Annotated in this window: 12 protein-coding genes; 9 read left to right on the top strand and 3 right to left on the bottom strand. The window is 71.9% G+C overall.

The window, feature by feature from the left end:
- Positions 1 to 1231: AI-2E family transporter (locus tag PINTE_RS15270; RefSeq protein WP_157087282.1), on the top strand; the 1231-nt coding region annotated here is incomplete at its 5' end.
- Between the two features lie 6 nt (positions 1232 to 1237).
- On the opposite strand, the gene PINTE_RS15265 is transcribed toward PINTE_RS15270, so the two are convergent.
- On the bottom strand, positions 1238 to 2113 hold the full coding sequence (locus PINTE_RS15265; protein ID WP_157087281.1) for an alpha/beta hydrolase-fold protein: 876 nt from the start codon (positions 2111 to 2113) through the stop codon (positions 1238 to 1240).
- Positions 2114 to 2277: 164 nt separating this feature from the next.
- On the opposite strand from PINTE_RS15265, the gene PINTE_RS15260 reads away from it, so the two are divergent.
- Both PINTE_RS15260 and PINTE_RS15255 read left to right on the top strand, forming a co-directional pair.
- A complete protein-coding gene (locus PINTE_RS15260; protein WP_068432502.1) occupies positions 2278 to 4356 on the top strand; it encodes an NAD(+) synthase in 2079 nt (692 codons plus the stop codon).
- A gap of 668 nt (positions 4357 to 5024) precedes the next feature.
- A complete protein-coding gene (locus tag PINTE_RS15255) occupies positions 5025 to 6491 on the top strand; it encodes an AAA family ATPase (RefSeq protein WP_068432499.1) in 1467 nt (488 codons plus the stop codon).
- Positions 6492 to 6564: 73 nt separating this feature from the next.
- On the opposite strand, the gene pabB is transcribed toward PINTE_RS15255, so the two are convergent.
- Positions 6565 to 8358: an aminodeoxychorismate synthase component I gene (pabB, locus tag PINTE_RS15250; protein WP_068432497.1), complete on the bottom strand. Its 1794-nt coding sequence runs from the start codon at positions 8356 to 8358 to the stop codon at positions 6565 to 6567.
- Between the two features lie 214 nt (positions 8359 to 8572).
- Between pabB and PINTE_RS15245 the strand changes: the two genes are divergently transcribed.
- From PINTE_RS15245 to PINTE_RS15225, 5 genes are all read left to right on the top strand, one after another.
- Complete coding sequence (locus tag PINTE_RS15245) at positions 8573 to 9874, top strand: sugar ABC transporter substrate-binding protein (protein WP_068432493.1); 1302 nt, start codon at positions 8573 to 8575, stop codon at positions 9872 to 9874.
- A gap of 20 nt (positions 9875 to 9894) precedes the next feature.
- Complete coding sequence (locus PINTE_RS15240) at positions 9895 to 10821, top strand: carbohydrate ABC transporter permease (protein ID WP_068432491.1); 927 nt, start codon at positions 9895 to 9897, stop codon at positions 10819 to 10821.
- 4 nt (positions 10822 to 10825) lie between these two features.
- Entirely contained in the window at positions 10826 to 11779 is a 954-nt protein-coding gene (locus PINTE_RS15235; RefSeq protein WP_068432489.1) for a carbohydrate ABC transporter permease, read from the top strand.
- Complete coding sequence (locus PINTE_RS15230) at positions 11776 to 12699, top strand: glycoside hydrolase family protein (protein WP_157087280.1); 924 nt, start codon at positions 11776 to 11778, stop codon at positions 12697 to 12699. The genes PINTE_RS15235 and PINTE_RS15230 overlap by 4 nt, the downstream gene beginning before the upstream one ends.
- An 82-nt stretch (positions 12700 to 12781) precedes the next feature.
- On the top strand, positions 12782 to 13810 hold the full coding sequence (locus tag PINTE_RS15225) for a LacI family DNA-binding transcriptional regulator (protein ID WP_068432486.1): 1029 nt from the start codon (positions 12782 to 12784) through the stop codon (positions 13808 to 13810).
- Between the two features lie 13 nt (positions 13811 to 13823).
- Here PINTE_RS15225 and PINTE_RS15220 read toward each other — a convergent pair whose 3' ends face one another.
- Positions 13824 to 15695, bottom strand: coding sequence for an ABC transporter ATP-binding protein (locus PINTE_RS15220; protein ID WP_068432485.1), 1872 nt, complete (start codon positions 15693 to 15695; stop codon positions 13824 to 13826).
- A 123-nt stretch (positions 15696 to 15818) separates the two neighbouring features.
- Between PINTE_RS15220 and PINTE_RS15215 the strand changes: the two genes are divergently transcribed.
- A partial coding sequence (locus PINTE_RS15215) for a hypothetical protein (protein ID WP_217996608.1) occupies positions 15819 to 16780 on the top strand: 962 nt, incomplete at its 3' end.

Below are 16780 nucleotides of genomic sequence, written 5' to 3'. Positions count from 1 at the left end.
AGGGCGCCGCGAAGCGCCCGGCGACGCCGACGCCACGGCACCGGCCGACCCGACCGGGGCGAGCGCCGCAGACCGAGGCGACGGCACCGGCTCCGGCCCGGCGGGCCCGTCCGCCACCCCGGTCGGCCCGGCCGCGAACCCGGCGTGGGCATCGGCGCGGATGCCGCGGATGGGCATCGTGCTGCTGGTGCTCGGCGGTGGGTGGCTCGCGGTCTCCGGGGCGCAGCACCTGCAGGGCATCATCGGGCCGCTGCTGCTCACGCTCAACCTCGTCATCGTGGCGTACCCGGTGCAGGCGTGGCTGAACCGGCTCGGCCTGCCGCGCATCGTCGGGGCCTGCGCATCGGGGCTCATCGTGTTCGCGATCATCATCGCGTTCTTCGCCGCCCTCGGCTGGTCGATGGCGCTGCTCGTGCAGGAGATCCCCGCGTACCAACAGCAGTTCTCCGCGTTGTACCAGTCGGCGCTCGAGCAGCTGCAGCGCGTCGGGGTGAGCGAGACGCAGGCGATGTCGCAGCTGCAGAGCCAGCTCAACCCCTCCCGCGTCGTCGGGCTGGCGACCCAGACCCTGTCGGGCCTCACCGGCGCGCTGACGCTGCTGCTCGTCGTGGTGACGATCGTGTTCGTCGTGCTCATCGACTCGATGCAGGTCGGGCTGCGGCTGCAGGTCGCCTCCCGCACGCACGCCGACGTCGCGGCCGCGCTGGTCGGGTTCGCCCGCGGGGTGCGTCGGTACTGGATCGTCTCCAGCATCTTCGGCGCGATCGTCGCCGTGCTCGACGTGTTGGCGCTGGTGTGGCTCGGGGTGCCGCTGGCCGTCGTGTGGGGTCTGCTGTCGTTCCTGACGAACTACATCCCCAACATCGGCTTCGTCATCGGCATCGTGCCGCCGACCCTCATGGCGCTGTTGGCCAACGGGCCGCAGTCGGCGCTGCTCGTCGTCATCGCCTACTGCGTCATCAACTTCGTCATCCAGTCGATCATCCAGCCGAAGTTCCTCGGCGACGCGGTCGGCGTCACCGCGACGGTCTCGCTGCTCAGCCTGCTGTTCTGGGCGTGGGTGCTCGGTCCGCTCGGCGCGCTCATCGCGCTGCCCGCGACGCTGCTGTGCAAGGCGCTGCTCATCGACACCGACCCGCGGATGCAGTGGCTCAACTCGTTCATCGCCAGCCATCCCGAGCGTGGCAACCAGATGGAACAAGCCGGCGACGACGTGCCCGGTCGGGCCTGACCAGCCTCAGACCTGGCGGGCGAGCCAGGCCATGCCGTCACCCCAGTGGGCGCGGCTGTAGGCGGTCGTGTGGCCGCCGCGGTCGAAGACCGTGCGGGCGTTCGGCAGGCTGCGCGCGAGTTCGACGTTGCCGGGGTAGAAGCGGTCCGACGTGCCGCACGCCATCCACAGCGGGATCTGCTTGAGTCGGTCGACGCGCATGAAGATCGAGTGCCGCAGAAAATCGGCCTCGTCGTCGAAGGCGCCGATGGAGGTGGCGGCGAACGTGCGGCGCAGCGCCGCGCTCATCGTGACGACGCCGAACACCCGCTCGGGGCCGAGTTCGCCCGCCACGTAGAGCGCCCCGAAACCGCCCATCGACACACCGGTGAGCCCGATCCGCTCGGTCGGCAGCCCGCGGGCGGTGAGCATCGGCAGGAACTCGCGGGTGAGCATCGACGGCGAGTCGGAGGCGGCGCGCGGATGCCAGTAGCTGAGCCGGCCGTCGACGGCCGCGATCGCCAGCCCGGTCTCGCGGGCGATGCGGGGCGCGTCGAGGGCCGCGAACCAGTAGCCGGCGCTGCTGCCCTTGCCGTGCAGGGCGAGCACGAGGCCGGTGGCGCGGCGCGGCACGGCCAGCCACCAGTTCAGCGGTTCACCGCCGAGGTACCGCGAGAACAGCTCGCCGCGCGTGGTGCGCACCCCGGCGGACAGGCCGCTGCCGGAGGCGGGGACGATCGTCGCGAGGGCGCCGAGCGCGGCCCCGGACCGCAGCATCGTGCGGCGGTCGAGACGGGCGGACAGGGCGCGCGACAGCGGGCGGGGGCGGGCCCGCAGGCCCGCAGCAGTGGATTGAAGAGCCCGGTCACCCCCATGCCCGGGCCCCGACATGGCCCCTCCCATGTCTCTACTATCGGCGCATCTGCCGCGACCCACACGTGTCGATGCGTAATCGTTGAGTAACCATCGCGCGTGTTCGCGCCCGAGTTGTGTACGCGCACACCCGGCCCCAGGCCCGAGCGGGCGCACTCGTCCCGGCCCCGCACGCCGCGTCCTACGCTGCATCCATGGACTTCACGAGCGCCTACGCGCACGGCTACGCGCGGATCGCGGCCTGCACGATGCCGATCGCCATCGCCGACCCGGCGCGCAACGTCGAGACGATCACCGCGATCGCGCGCGAGGTGCACGAGGAGGGGGTGGCGCTGGCCGTCTTCCCGGAGCTGTCGGTCTCCGGGTACGCGTTGGAGGATCTGCTGCTGCAGGACCCGCTGCTCGATGCCGTCGAACGCGGACTGGCCGACCTCGCCGCCGCCACCGCCAACCTGCGCCCGCTGCTCGTCGTCGGCGCGCCGTTGCGGCACGGCAACCGGCTCTACAACTGCGCGGTCGTGCTGCACGGTGGTGCGATCCTCGGGGTGGCGCCGAAGTCGTACCTGCCGAACTACCGGGAGTTCTACGAGAAGCGGCACTTCGCGCTCGGCGACGACCAGGCCGGTGGCACCCTCGAATTCGCCGCCGGGCCGCTGGCCGGCACCGCCGTGGCGTTCGGGCCCGACCTGCTGTTCCGCGCGGTCGACCTGCCGGGATTCACCCTGCACGTCGAGGTGTGCGAGGACATGTGGGTGCCGGTGCCGCCGAGCGCCCGGGCGGCGCTGGCCGGGGCTTCGGTGCTCGCCAACATCTCCGGCAGCCCGATCACGGTGACGAAGTCCGACACCCGGCACCTCATGTGCCGTTCGGCGAGCGCCCGCTGCCTGGCCGCCTACGTGTTCGCCGCCGCCGGGGAGGGTGAGTCGAGCACCGACCTGTCCTGGGACGGGCAGACGATGATCTACGAGAACGGCGACCTGCTCGCCCAGACCGAGCGATTCCCGGCCGGACCGCGCCGCTCGGTGGCCGACGTCGACCTCGACACGCTGCGCCAGGAGCGGACGCGCAACGGCTCCTTCGACGACAACCGCCGAACCCTCGTCGACATCGGCGAAATCGCTTACCGCACCATCGATTTCACGCTCGATGCGCCGGCCGGTGACCTCGGGCTGCGGCGGGCGATCGACCGGTTCCCGTTCGTGCCGAACGACGCCTCCCGGCTCGCGCAGGACTGCTACGAGGCGTACGCGATCCAGGTGTCGGGGCTGGAGCAGCGGCTGCGGGCGATCGGCAACCCGAAGATCGTCATCGGCGTCTCCGGCGGCCTGGACTCCACGCACGCGCTGATCGTCGCGGCCAAGGCGATGGACCGGCTCGGGCGGCCGCGCAGCGACATCCTCGCGTACACGATGCCGGGCTTCGCGACCGGCGATCACACGAAGAACAACGCGCTCGCACTGTGCGAGGCGCTCGAGGTGCCGTGCGAGATCCTCGACATCCGGCCCGCGGCCACGCAGATGCTCAAGGACATGAAGCACCCGTTCGGGGTCTCCGACGGGGCCGACCCGGTGTACGACGTGACCTTCGAGAACGTGCAGGCCGGGTTGCGCACCGACTACCTGTTCCGGCTCGCGAACCACCTCGGCGGGATCGTGCTCGGCACCGGCGACCTGTCCGAGCTGGCGCTCGGCTGGTGCACGTACGGCGTCGGCGACCAGATGAGTCACTACGCGGTGAACACCGGCGTGCCCAAGACCCTCATCCAGCACCTCATCCGCTGGGTCATCACCTCCGAGCAGTTCACCCCCGGAGTCGGTGACGTGCTCGGCTCGATCCTCGGCACCGAGATCACGCCCGAACTTGTGCCAACCATCGAGGGCAAGGCGCCGCAGTCGACGCAGGCGAGCATCGGCCCGTACAACCTGCAGGACTTCACGCTGTTCCACGTGCTGCGCTTCGGGATGCGGCCCAGCAAGATCGCGTTCCTCGCCTGGCACGCGTGGCACGACGCCTCTCTCGGCGAGTGGCCCGCGGGCATCGAGGGCGAGGAGCGGGTCGCCTACGACCTGGGCGAGATCCGGCGGTGGATGGAGGTCTTCCTCAAGCGGTTCTTCGCGTTCAGCCAGTTCAAGCGGTCGGCGCTGCCGAACGGACCGAAGGTCTCGGCCGGCGGATCGCTCTCCCCCCGCGGCGACTGGCGTGCCCCCTCGGACGGGAATGCCCGTGCGTGGCTGGCGGATTGGGAGCAGATCCCGACCGAGTGGCCGAACTAGCCGCCCCGCTGCCGCCGGGCGCCGACGATGACGACGTCGTAGCTGGCTCTGCGGGGGTCGGCGTCGCCTTAGCATAGGAGCCCTCCGACGGCGCGCATGGAGGTCGCCGCCAGGGCGGGACGAGGCCGGCCCGCGGCCCGGAGACGAAGTTGGCTTACATACTCGCGGCCGGGCTCGAGCCGGAGCGCCGTGACCTGCGGCTTTGCCTTGCCGAATCCCGGGATCGGGCGAGTATGTAAGCCAACTTCGTCTTGACCTCGGAGTTCAGGGGTTCCGGGCGCGTCCGAGGCGCCGGGAAGACGCGGGCAGGGCGTGCCGGCCTGGGTCGACGCGGTCCCGTCCTGAGCCGTCCCGGCACCCAAGGCCTCTGCCCGCCCGACAACGGAGAGGGAAGGGGACGGGCCGAGCTGGGGGCGCCGAAGGCTGCCCTTTCGGCCGAGGTCTAGGGCTGGAGAACGAGCCCTCGGCCGAAAGGGCAGCCTTCGGCCAATGTGGGTGGGGGTGGGGTGACGGGTGGGGTGGGGTGACGGGCGACCAGGTGGCGGGTGACGAGGTGACTGGTGACCAGGTGGCGGGTGACGAGGTGACTGGTGACCGGGTGACGGGGGTCGGCTCGGCACGCGGAAAACTCGCTGGGGGGCCGGCTGCTGCGCGCCTACTCTCGACGTGTGAGCGACACTGAGCACGACCTGACGGGCTTCCTGCGCGATTTTCGGCGCGCGATCGAGTTGGCGCATCGGCAGGCGGACAGCGCCGAGGGCGAGCGGTTCGTCGACGCCGTCTCGACGCACCTGGGGCAGCCGGCGGCCGGCGTGCCGGTGCTCACCGAGGAGGTGCCCAACCACCGTTTCGCCGACTGGGACCTCGCCCTGGAACTGCTCGCTCAGCGCGACCCCGACGAGCGGGTGCTCGGCGTCGGCGGCGGCGACATGCGCTACCACCAGACGCTCGCCGACTACCTGTCGGCGATGCACATGCACTTCCCGGTCGGTCAGGTCGACTACGTGTCGGCGCCGGTCGGCCCCGACGCGCACCGCCGCGCGATCGGCCTCGGGATGCGGCTGTTCCGCTTCGACGGCCGACCGGTCGGGGTGTTCCACCGGCGGGGAAACCCGCGCTTCGGGCAGGCTCAGGCGACGTTCGAGGTGCTGTGCGTCGACCAGGAGACGGCGGCCCGGCTCCTCGACGAGGCCCGCGCCCTGGCCACCGAGCGCAGCGTGCTGCGCGGGCAGGTCATCAGCTTCGAGTCCAGCGGCTTCGGCATGGAGTCCGAGGGCATCACGTTCCTGCCGCGGCCCGACGTCACCGCCGACCAGGTCGTGCTGCCGGCCTCTTCGCTGGAGCGGATCGCCGCGCACGTCAGCGGGATTGCCGAGCACGCGCAGATCCTGCGCCGGCACGGGCAGCACCTCAAGCGGGGGCTCCTGCTCTACGGGCCTCCCGGCACCGGCAAGACCCACACCGTGCGCCACCTGGTGAGCCGCAACCCGGGACATACCGTCGTCGTGCTCGCCGGGGAGTCACTGCAATTCGTGTCGCTGGCCGCCAACCTCGCGCGGGCGCTGCAGCCGGCGATCGTCGTGCTCGAGGACTGCGACCTCGTCGCCGAGGACCGCGGCATGAGCCCGACCGGGCGGCCGCTGCTGTTCGAGGTGCTCGACGCGATGGACGGCCTCGACGCCGACGCCGACGTGACGTTCCTGCTCACCACCAACCGCGTCGAGACCCTCGAGCGGGCGCTCGTGCAGCGGCCCGGCCGCGTCGATCTCGCCGTCGAGGTGCCGCTGCCAGACCTCGACGGCCGGCGCCGGCTGCTCGACCTGTACCGCGGCGACGTCGCCTACGGGCCGGAGGCGCTCGACGACGCCGCGCGGCGTTCGGAGGGCATGACCGCGTCGTTCACCAAGGAGCTCATGCGCCGCGCGGTGCTGGAGGCGGCGATCGAGGGCGCCGAGCCCGGCGACCGGTACCTGGGCGCCGCGCTCGACGGACTGCTCGCCGGGCACGAGGAGCTGACCCGGGCGATGCTCGGGGCGCCGCGTCCCGGGGCGGAGGCGGACTTCGACGCCTTCGACCCCGACGAGCCCTCCGCGTTCGGCGTCGCGCCGTACGGCCCGCCCGTCGACCCCGCCTGACCCCTCCCCGAGAACTGCGTGTCGCGGTCGGAACTGCGACACGGACTGCAGTTCTCAGCGCGACACGCAGTTTTCAGGGTCGTTGGCGGAGGCGGGCCGGGCGGCGGCCGCGGGCGGAGTTGACGACGTGGATCTCGTCGGCGGCGCGCAGGTCGGCGACGGTGAGGGAGCGCTCGGAGACGCGACCCGCCTCCAGCTCGAGGCGGCGACCGACCCCGGGCAGGCAGCCGTCGCCGACCGGCGGGGTGAACCACGAATCTCCCAGCCGAACAAGTAGATTCGCGACCGTCGTCTCGGTGACGCGGCCGGCCGAGTTGACGAGCACCACGTCACCGGAGCCGGGGTGGCGGGCGCGGGCGTGCTCGTAGACCTCGCGCCGGCTCGTCTTGTGCGCCAGATACGGGGAGGCGGGGTCGACGGGCACGTCGTCGATCACCAGCTCCACCGGTCCGTCGGGGGCCGGGTCGGGGTCGCGGGGCTCGATGAGCAGCGCGCCGTCGGGCCGCAGCCGCAGCCGGACCACGGCCTCCCCGAGGTCGGCGGCGGCCGCGTCGACCCGCGCGAGCGCGTCACCGCGTTCGAACGGCACGTCGAAGTAGGCGGCGGAGGACTGCATCCGGTCGAGGTGCTGGGCGAGGTTCACCGCCCGGCCGGCGCGCACCGCGAACGTCTCCAGCAGGTCGACCGCGGCCGCGGGCGCGCGGGCCGCCTCGAGAACGGCGCTCTTGGCGAGCACTTCGGCGTACTCGCCCCGTGGCGTCGAGCCCCAGGTGATTCCGCCGCCGACGCCGTAGGTCGCCGTGCCGTCGGTGCGGTCGACGACGACCGTGCGGATCGCGACGTTGAACCGCGCTCGCGGCCGCCCGCCCGGCCCCGCGGGCGGCGCGACGTAGCCGACGGCACCGCAGTACACCCCGCGCGGGGAGCTATCCAGCCCCGCGAGGATCTGCATCGTGCGCACCTTCGGCGCGCCGGTGACCGAGCCGCACGGGAACATCGCGGCGAACACGTCGACGAGGCCGATCCCAGGGCGGGTCCGCGCCCGCACCGTGGAGGTCAGCTGCCACACGGTCGGGTACTTCTCGCACGCGAACAGCTCGCTCACCTCGACGGAGCCGGGCCGGGCGACCTTGGTCATGTCGTTGCGGATGAGGTCGACGATCATGACGTTCTCGGCGAGGTCCTTCGGGCTGCGAACTAGCGCCGCGCGGGCGGCCTCGTCGCGCGCGGGCGTCGGCGCACGGCGGGCGGTGCCCTTCATCGGCACGCTGGTCAGCACCCGCCCGTCCCAGTCGAGGAAGCACTCGGGGCTGGCGCTGAGCACGACCCAGCGGCCGAGGTCGAGATAGGCGTTGAAGGCGCCCCGCTGGCTACCGGCCAACGCCCGGTAGTACGCGAACAGGTCACCGCGCACCCCCGAGCGCATCCGGGTGGTGAGGTTGCACTGGTAGGTCTCGCCCGCGGCGATCGCCGCGCGCACCGCCTCGACGCGCTCGCCGAACTCCTCCCGTGACCACTCGATCGCCCACTCTCGTGTGTGGAATTCGCCGGGCTCGTCGCGTTCCGGCGCGGCGACCGGGGCGTCGGCGAGCCCGAACCACACGAGCGGCAGGCCCGGCTCCGGCTCGACGGCGGGCAGGGCGGGATCGAGCCCGGCTCCCGCCTCGTAGGCGACGAACCCGAAGGCCCACCGGCCGCTTTCCGCCGCGGCCTGCGCCGCCTCGATCGCGGCCGGGACCTCGTCGAGGGTCCACGCGACGATCTCCTGCTCGGCCGCGCCGAACCGCAGCGACGGGCACCCCGCCCCCGGGCGCAGGTCGTCGAAGCTCGCGGCGGGAGCACTCGGGTCACGGCCTGCGGGGCGCACCGGCTCACCCTAGTGACCGCCGAACGCACCCCGCGAGGCGCACCCGAACTCACCGAAAGGCCGAGGCATCCGACCGCCGAAACCTGGCCTCGTAACGATCCGGCAACGAAGGTTGTTTAAACGATTTACTGGCACCCGGCGACGCGAGTAGCTTCCTGCCCGCACGGCATTCACCCTCCGCACCGAAGAGCAGCGCAGCTCGAAGGGACCGAAGATGTTTCGACGACGCGGCATCGCCTTGCTGGCCTCCCTGCTGGTGGCGGTCGGCCTCACGACGACGGCCTGCAGCAGCCAGGACCGGGACGGCTGGGACGGCACCGGGCCGGTCCCCATCACCCTGTGGACCCACTCGGCGGGCAACGAGGGTGAGATGCAGGTGATCTCGCAGATCATCTCCGACTACAACGCCTCGCAGGACCAGTACGAGGTGGTCCGCCAGGACTTCCCGCAGGACGCCTACAACACCTCGGTGCAGGGGGCGGCCGCCTCCAACGACCTGCCGTGCATCCTCGACGTCGACGGTCCGATCATGCCCAACTGGGCCTGGAACGGTTGGCTCGTGCCCTCCGGCCTCACCGAACAGGACGTCGCCGACTTCCTGCCCTCGACGGTGGGCCGCTACGAGAACCAGATCTACACGGTGGGCTATTGGGACGCGACCACCCTGCTGTTCTCCCGGCGGTCCGTGCTGGAGAACCTCGGCATCCGCATCCCGACCGTCGAACAGCCGTGGACCGGGCAGGAGTTCGAGGACGCCGAGCGCCGCATCCAGGCCTCCGGGCAGTTCGACTACCCGGTCGACTGGGGGCCCAGCGACCAGAGCGAGTGGTACACGTACGCCTACTCGCCGCTCCTGCAGAGCTTCGGCGGCGACCTCATCAACCGCAGCGGTTTCGAGACCGCCGACGGCGTGCTCAACAGCCCACAGTCGCTGGAATTCGCCCAGTGGTTCCAGCGCCAGTTCACGCAGGGCTACGCGCCGTCCTCCAACGCCCAGGACCGCACCGAGTTCGAGACCGAGCGGGTCGCGATCCAGTACAGCGGCGTCTGGGGCTACCTGCGCAACCACGAGGCGTTCGGCGACGACCTCGTCATGCTGCCGCCTCCGGACTTCGGGCACGGCCCCAAGGTCGGAGTCGGGTCGTGGCAGTACGGCCTGACCCGCGCCTGCACCGACCGCCAGAAGGAGGGTGCGCTGGCCTACCTGCGGTTCTCGCTCGACGACCGCTACATCGCCCAGTTCGCCGACGTGACCTCCCTCATCCCGGCCACGACGACCGCCGCGGCCCAGACGACCTCCGGCCTGTACGGGCCCGGGCAGCCGCTGGCGTTCCTGCCCGCCATGGCGGAGCAGTTCGGCCTCCTGCGGCCCCCGACGCCCGCGTACCCGGTGATCAGCCAGGTCTTCCAGCAGCAGTTCCAGGACATCGTCGCCGGCAAGGCCCCCGCCGAGGCGCTCGACCAGGCCGTCCGCGAGATCGACGCCGACATCAACGCGGCCCGGTACAACCGGTGAGCGCAGGGAGGGAATCCGCCATGTCAACCACCACCCCCGCCGGCCCGTCGACTCGGACGCCGGCGCAGACTCGGCCCCGCCGCAAGGGATCGAGCATCCACGCCTCGGAGCGCCGGGCCGGCTACCTGTTCCTGGCCCCCGCCGTCATCCTGCTGAGCGTCTTCCTCATCCTGCCGGTGCTCATGTCGTTCACGTTGGGCTTCACCAACGCCCGGCTCGGCTCCGCGTTCACCCCCGAGTTCGTCGGCCTCGCCCAGTTCGCCCGCGCCCTCACCGCCGACCCGACCTTCTGGGCGGGCCTGCGCAACATCGCGGTCTTCGTGCTCGTCGTCGTGCCGGTGCAGGGCGGGCTCGGGCTCGTGCTGGCGATGCTCGTCAACCAGAAGCTGCGCGGCGTCACGGCCTTCCGCGTCATGTTCTTCATGCCGGTCGTCACGTCGATGGTGGTCGTCTCCATGCTGTGGCGGTTCATGTACCAGCAGGACGGCCTCGTCAACGCCGTCTTCGGCTTCAACGTCGACTGGCTGAACAACCCCTCCACCGCGCTGCCCGCCGTCATCGTCATGTCGATCTGGCAGGGCGTCGGTTTCCACATGATCCTGTGGCTGTCGGGCCTGCAGACGATCAACCACGACCTCTACGAGGCCTCCGCCCTCGACGGGGCCAACCGCTGGCAGCAGTTCCTCAACGTCACGCTGCCCGGCCTGCGGCCGACGTTCGTCTTCATCTTCATCACGATCACCATCTCGGCGTTCTCGCTGTTCACGCAGATCGACGTGATGACCAGCGGCGGACCCGCGAACGCGACGACGACGCTCGTCTACCACATCATCCAGATGGGTTCGGGGCGCGGCGACGTCGGCTACGGCTCGGCCCTGAGCCTGATCTTCTTCATCATCGTCCTGGCGGTCACGCTGCTGCAGCGGGCCCTCACCAAGGAGGACTGACCCCATGAGCGCCCCCACGCCCGCCAATCCGGCCACCGCGACCGCGAAGCCGACCCCGCGCCGCATCAAGTCCTCGGGCACCTCCCGCGGCAACGCGTGGACCTACGTGCCGCTGGTGCTGCTGTCGATCTCGTTCATCCTGCCGCTGCTGTTCATGATCAGCTCGAGCTTCAAGCCCCGCGACCAGGTCCTCGCCGACCTCACGAGCTGGCGCGCCTTCGTGCCCGTCGGCGACCTGTCGATGGCCAACTACGCCGGCGTCTTCGACCGGGTGCCGGTGGAGCGGTTCTTCTTCGTCTCCACCGTCGTCACGGTCGCGATCGTCGTGCTCGGCCTGATCGTCAACTCGATGGCCGGTTTCGCGCTCGCCCGCCTGAACTTCAAGGGCCGCAACGTCATCCTCGGCGTCATCATCGCCACCCTCATCGTGCCGTTCGAGACGTTCGCGATCCCGATGGTGTACCTCATCTCCAACCTGCCGCGCGTCGTGCTGCATTCGGACGGGTTCGCGATGCGGATGGGCTGGGCCAACAGCTACGAGGTGCTGATCATCCCGTTCATCGCCAACGCGTTCTCGATCTTCCTGTTCACGCAGTACTACCGCTCGATCCCCAAGGAGCTCGACGAGGCGGCGCGGGTCGACGGCGCGGGCTGGTTCCGCACCTACGCCTCCGTCGTCTCCCCGCTGGCCAAGCCGGCGTTCGCGACCTCGGCGATCCTGACGTTCCTGCCGCAGTGGAACTCCTACCTGTGGCCGCTGCTCGTCATCCAGCAGGAGAACATGCGGCCCGTGCAGGTCGGCATGCGCTACTTCTTCGCCTCCGGCACCGCCGAGGGCACCCCGTGGGGCCAGATCATGGCCTACACCTCGATGATCACGATCCCGGTCATCGTCGTGTTCCTGCTGTTCCAGCGGGCGTTCATCTCCTCGATCGCCAGCTCGGGAGTCAAGGGGTGAGCCTGCGCCTGGAGGACCGCTGGGTGTGGGACTCCTGGCCGTTCACCGACCCCGACGGCCGGCACCACCTGTTCTACCTGCAGGCCGACCGCTCGCTGGGAGATCCGGTCGCGCGGCACCTGAGCCCGTCGATCGGCCACGCCGTCAGCGACGACTGGCGCACGTGGCGGGTGCTGCCCGACGCCCTGGCCCCGCGCGCCGAGCCCGGGTGGGACGACGGCACGACGTGGACCGGCTCCGTGATCCAGGGGCCGTCGGGGCGGTTCCACTTGTTCTATACCGGTGCAACAAGAGCGGAGAACTGTCTGGTACAACGCATCGGCCGCGCGGACTCCGACGACCTCGTCACGTGGCACCGGCACGGCACGGAGCCGCTCGTGGCGGCCGACCCGCGCTGGTACGAGAAGCTCGGCGGCCCGTGGTTCGACGAGGCGTGGCGCGACCCCTGGGTGTTCGCCGACCCCGACGGTGCCGGCTGGCACATGCTCGTCACCGCCCGCGCCCGCCACGGTGACCCGCTGTCGCGGGGCGTCGTCGGGCACGCCTGGTCGGCCGATCTCGACCGCTGGGAGGTGCGGCCGCCGCTGTCGGAGCCCGGCAAGTTCGGGCAGCTCGAGGTGCTGCAGTACCTGGAGCTCGACGGGCGGTCGCACCTGCTCTTCTGCACCGGCGCCGAGCAGCTCAATCCCGCGCTGCACCCGCCGGGCCAGCGCGGCGGCATGTGGCTGCTGGACGGCCCCGGGTGGCAGGGGCCGTGGGACGTCAGCCGCGCCCGCCGGGTCGACCACGACTCGCTCTACGCGGCGCGCGCGATCGTCGACGTCGACGGGCAGACCCGGCTCCTGGGGTTCAGCGACCTCGTCGACGGCGCGTTCGTCGGGGAGATCCTCGACCCGGTGCCGCTCGTTCTCGACCCGTGAGCGGCGCGCCTGATGCGTCGCTCAGGGAGCGCACCGCAGCCCACCTAAGCTACGCAGCGAAGAGCGTGAGAAGCGGGGTGTGATGGTACGGGTGCGGCTCAAGGACGTCGCGGCGGCGTGCGGCGTCTCCACCGCCACCGTCTCCCTGGTGCTCAACGAGGCCAGCGACCGCATCACCCCGGAGACCGTGGCCCGGGTGCGCGCAGCCGCCGCCGAGCTGGGGTACACCCCGAACACGGCCGCCCGCAGCCTGCGCACCCGCCGGACCCAGACGATCGGCGTCGTCACCGACACGGTGCTGACCGCGGGCAGCGCCTCGGCGATGGTGCAGGGCACCCAGGACGTGGCGTGGCGGCACGATCACCTGCTGTTCTGGCTCGGCACGCAGAACGAACCCCCGCTCGTCGACCGGGCGGTGCGGGCCCTGGCGGCCCGGCAGGTCGACGGGTTCATCTTCGCGGCCATGTACCACCGGGCCCTCGACTTCGGCGACCTCACCCGGGGCGTGCCGACGGTCGGGCTGGACGCCGTGAGCGACGACGCCGACGTGCCGTGTTTCGTGCCGGACGATTTCGCCGCGGCGCGCGCCGCGGTGCAGCTGCTCGTCGACGCCGGGCACCGGCGCATCGCGCACCTCAGCGAGCCGACCGGAGACGGTCTGGCCCGGCAGCTGCGCCTCGACGGCTACCGCACGACCCTGGCCGGCGCCGGCCTCGGCCCCGGCCAGGTCGTCGTGCCGCAGTGGGGCCACTTCGGTTCCAAGGCGGCCGAACTGGCCTCCGTCGAGCTGCTGGACTCACCGGATCGCCCGACCGCCGTGTTCGCCTTCAACGACATCGCCGCGATCGGCGTCTACCACGCGGCCCGGCGGCTGGGCCTGTCGATCCCGGACGACCTGTCGGTCGTGGGCTTCGACGACTACGAGAACGTCGCCAGCGAGCTCTACCCCGCGCTGACGACGATGGCGCTGCCGCACCGCACGATGGGCCAGCTCGCGGCGACCGCGCTGCTGACCCGGCTCGGCGTCATCGACGGCCCGGCCCCCACCGGCGTCACCCGCGTGGAGTGCCCGCCCGTCATCCGGGAGTCGGTCGCCCCGCCGCGGGGTTGAGCCGGGCCCTGATTCAGCCCGCGACGTGCGCCCCGTACTGGGTGCGGTAGAGCTGGGCGTAGCGGCCGCCGGCGGCGAGCAGCTCGTCGTGGCGGCCGCGTTCGACGACGCGGCCGTGCTCCATGACGAGGATCTCGTCGGCGCCGCGGATCGTGCTCAGCCGGTGGGCGATGACCAGCGCCGTGCGCCCGGCCAGCGCCTCCGACAGGGCCTCCTGCACCGCGGCCTCCGAGCGCGAATCCAGGTGTGCGGTGGCCTCATCGAGCACGACCACCCGGGGCTGCGCGAGCAGCAGCCGGGCGATCGTCACGCGTTGCCGCTCGCCGCCGGACATCCGGTAACCGCGCTCGCCGACCACCGTCGCCAGGCCGTCGGGCATCCCGGCGACCATCTCCTCCAGTCGCGCCGCCCGCAGCGCGGCCCACAGCTCGTCGTCGGTCGCGCCCGGGCGCGCCAGCCGCAGGTTGGCGCCGAGGGTGTCGTGGAAGAGGTGTCCGTCCTGGGTGACCATGCCGACCGTGCGCCGCATCGAGGAGGCGGTGAGGTCGCGCACGTCGACGCCGCCGAGGCGCACCGCCCCGGCGTCGACGTCGTACAGCCGCGAGATGAGCTGTGCCGTCGTCGACTTGCCCGCCCCGGACGACCCGACGATGGCGACCATCCGCCCGGCCGGCACGTGGAACGACACGTCGTGCAGCACCTGCGCCCCCGCGCGGGGGTCGAGGGTGGCGACCTCCTCCAGCGACGCCAGCGACACCTTGTCGGCCGCCGGGTAGCCGAAGTCGACGCCGTCGAACTCCACCGAGACCGGGCCGTCGGGCACCGGCACCGCATCAGGCTTTTCGGTGATGAGCGGCTCCAGGTCGAGCACCTCGAAGACCCGCTCGAAGCTGACGAACGCGCTCATCACGTCGACGCGGGCGCTGGCCAGCGCGGTCAACGGCGCGTACAGCTGGGTGAGCAGCAGCGCGAGCGCCACCACGGAGCCGGGCTGCAGGCTGCCCGCGAGCGCGAACCAGCCGCCGAGGCCGTACACCAGCGCCAGCGCCAGCGAGGAGACCAGCGTCAGCGCGGTGACGAAGACCATCTGCAGCATCGCGGTGCGCACGCCGATGTCGCGCACCCGGTCGGCGCGCACCGCGAACTCGCGCGACTCGGTCTGCGGCTCGGCGAAGAGCTTGACGAGCGTGGCGCCGGGAGCCGAGAAGCGTTCGGTCATCTGGGTGCTCATCACCGAGTTGTGGTTGGCGGCCTCACGCTGCAGGCGCGCCAGGCGCCCGCCCATGCGCCGGGCGGGCACGACGAAGACCGGCAGCAACACGAGCGCGAGCACCGTGATCTGCCACGACAGCGACAGCATGACCGCGAGGGTGAGGATCACCGACACGAGGTTGGTGACGACCCCGGACAGCGTGGTCGAGAACGCGCGCTGGGCGCCGATGACGTCGTTGTTGAGGCGGCTGACGAGCGCGCCGGTGCGGGTGCGGGAGAAGAACGCGATCGGCATGAGCTGCACGTGGTCGAAGACGACGCGGCGCAGGTCGTAGATGAGGCCCTCGCCGATGCGGGCCGACAGCCAGCGGGTCAGCAGGCCCAGGCCCGCGACGGCGACCGCGATGACGGCGATGAGCACGGCCAGCTGCAACACCTGCCCGTAGGGCGCGCCGGTCGTGATCGCGTCGACGACCCGGCCCGCGAGCAGCGGCGTGAGCACGCCGAGCACCGCGACCCCGAGGCTGGAGACGAGGAAGCCGACGAGCAACCGACGGTGCGGGGCGGCGAACGCCATGATGCGACGCAGCGTCTCCTTGGTGAAGGGGCGCGAGTCGTTCTGCGCGTGCATGGCGTTGTACATCGCGTTCCACGCCGTGACCTCCATGCTCATGGGGCGCAGCCTAAGCGGCCCGGCGGGAGAGGCCGCACGCCCTCCCTGCGGTGCGGCTTGTCCGCGCGCCCGGCTGGCGCGCCGCAGCCGGGGCGGGGACCGGGCGTGAGTGAGGCTGGGGCCATGAGGTTTTCGCGTCTCGGTGACGCCTTGTGGGTACCCGCCGCGGGACTCGCCGTCGCGCTGGGCGCGGGGCGCGCCGCCTACGGCCTGGACCGCACCGACGAGGGCCAGTACCTGCAGCTCATCCGGGACCCCAGCGGCGACCCCGCCACCGTGTTCAGCTTCGGCTACTTCCTGCGTCCCGTCATGTTCCTGCTCGGCGGCGACGTGCGCGGGCTGCGCCTCGTCGGGTTCGCGATCACCGCCGCGCTGGCCGCCGCACTGCTCGTGGCGATCGGGCGGCGGGTGGGGGCCACCGCCGGCCGGCACCTGACGGGCCGAGCCGGCCTGGCCACGCTTGCCGCGCTGGCCGCGGTCGGGGCGGTGGCGAGCCTCATCGCCTTCGCGTGGTTTCCGATGACGCCGAGCTACAACACGATGGCGCTGTGGGGCGTGCTCGTCGCCGCCTGCGGGCTGACGCGCCTCACCGACGGGCAGGGTCCCGACCACGCCGGCCGCGGTTGCGTGCTCACCGGGCTGGGCGTCGCCCTCGCAGGCCTCGGCAAGCCCACCTCCGGCGTCGCCGCCCTGGTGGTCGCCCTCGCCGCGATCCTCGCGACCTCCCTGACCGACCCGGCCCCTCGCGCGGTCACCGCGCACGCCCCCAGCCGATGGGGCGTCGTCGGGCACCGGCTGACGTCGCTGCTCGGCGGCCTGGCGCTCGGCGGGCTGGCGCTCGTCGTCGTGTCGTGGCGTTCGCCGGCCGACCTGCTGCGCACGGCGCGCGCCGGCCTGGAGGGCGTGCAACTCCTGCAAGGCCACGAGCAGCTGCTGCGCTTTGACCCCATCGATCCCGCCGCCCCCATCGCCGCCTTCGGCGGCCTCATCGGACGCACCGCGGGGCCGACGACGTTGCAGGCGCTCTGGCTCATCCCCCTCGCGGCGGCGTGCGTGGCGCTGGCCGGCACCGTCCGCGCCCGCAG

The sequence above is a fragment of the Piscicoccus intestinalis NBRC 104926 genome (assembly GCF_001515525.1).
In the GTDB taxonomy this organism is placed as follows: Bacteria; Actinomycetota; Actinomycetes; order Actinomycetales; family Dermatophilaceae; genus Kineosphaera; species Kineosphaera intestinalis.
Note: the sequence above shows the minus strand (reverse complement) of the source record. Positions and strands in the feature narration are given on the sequence as shown.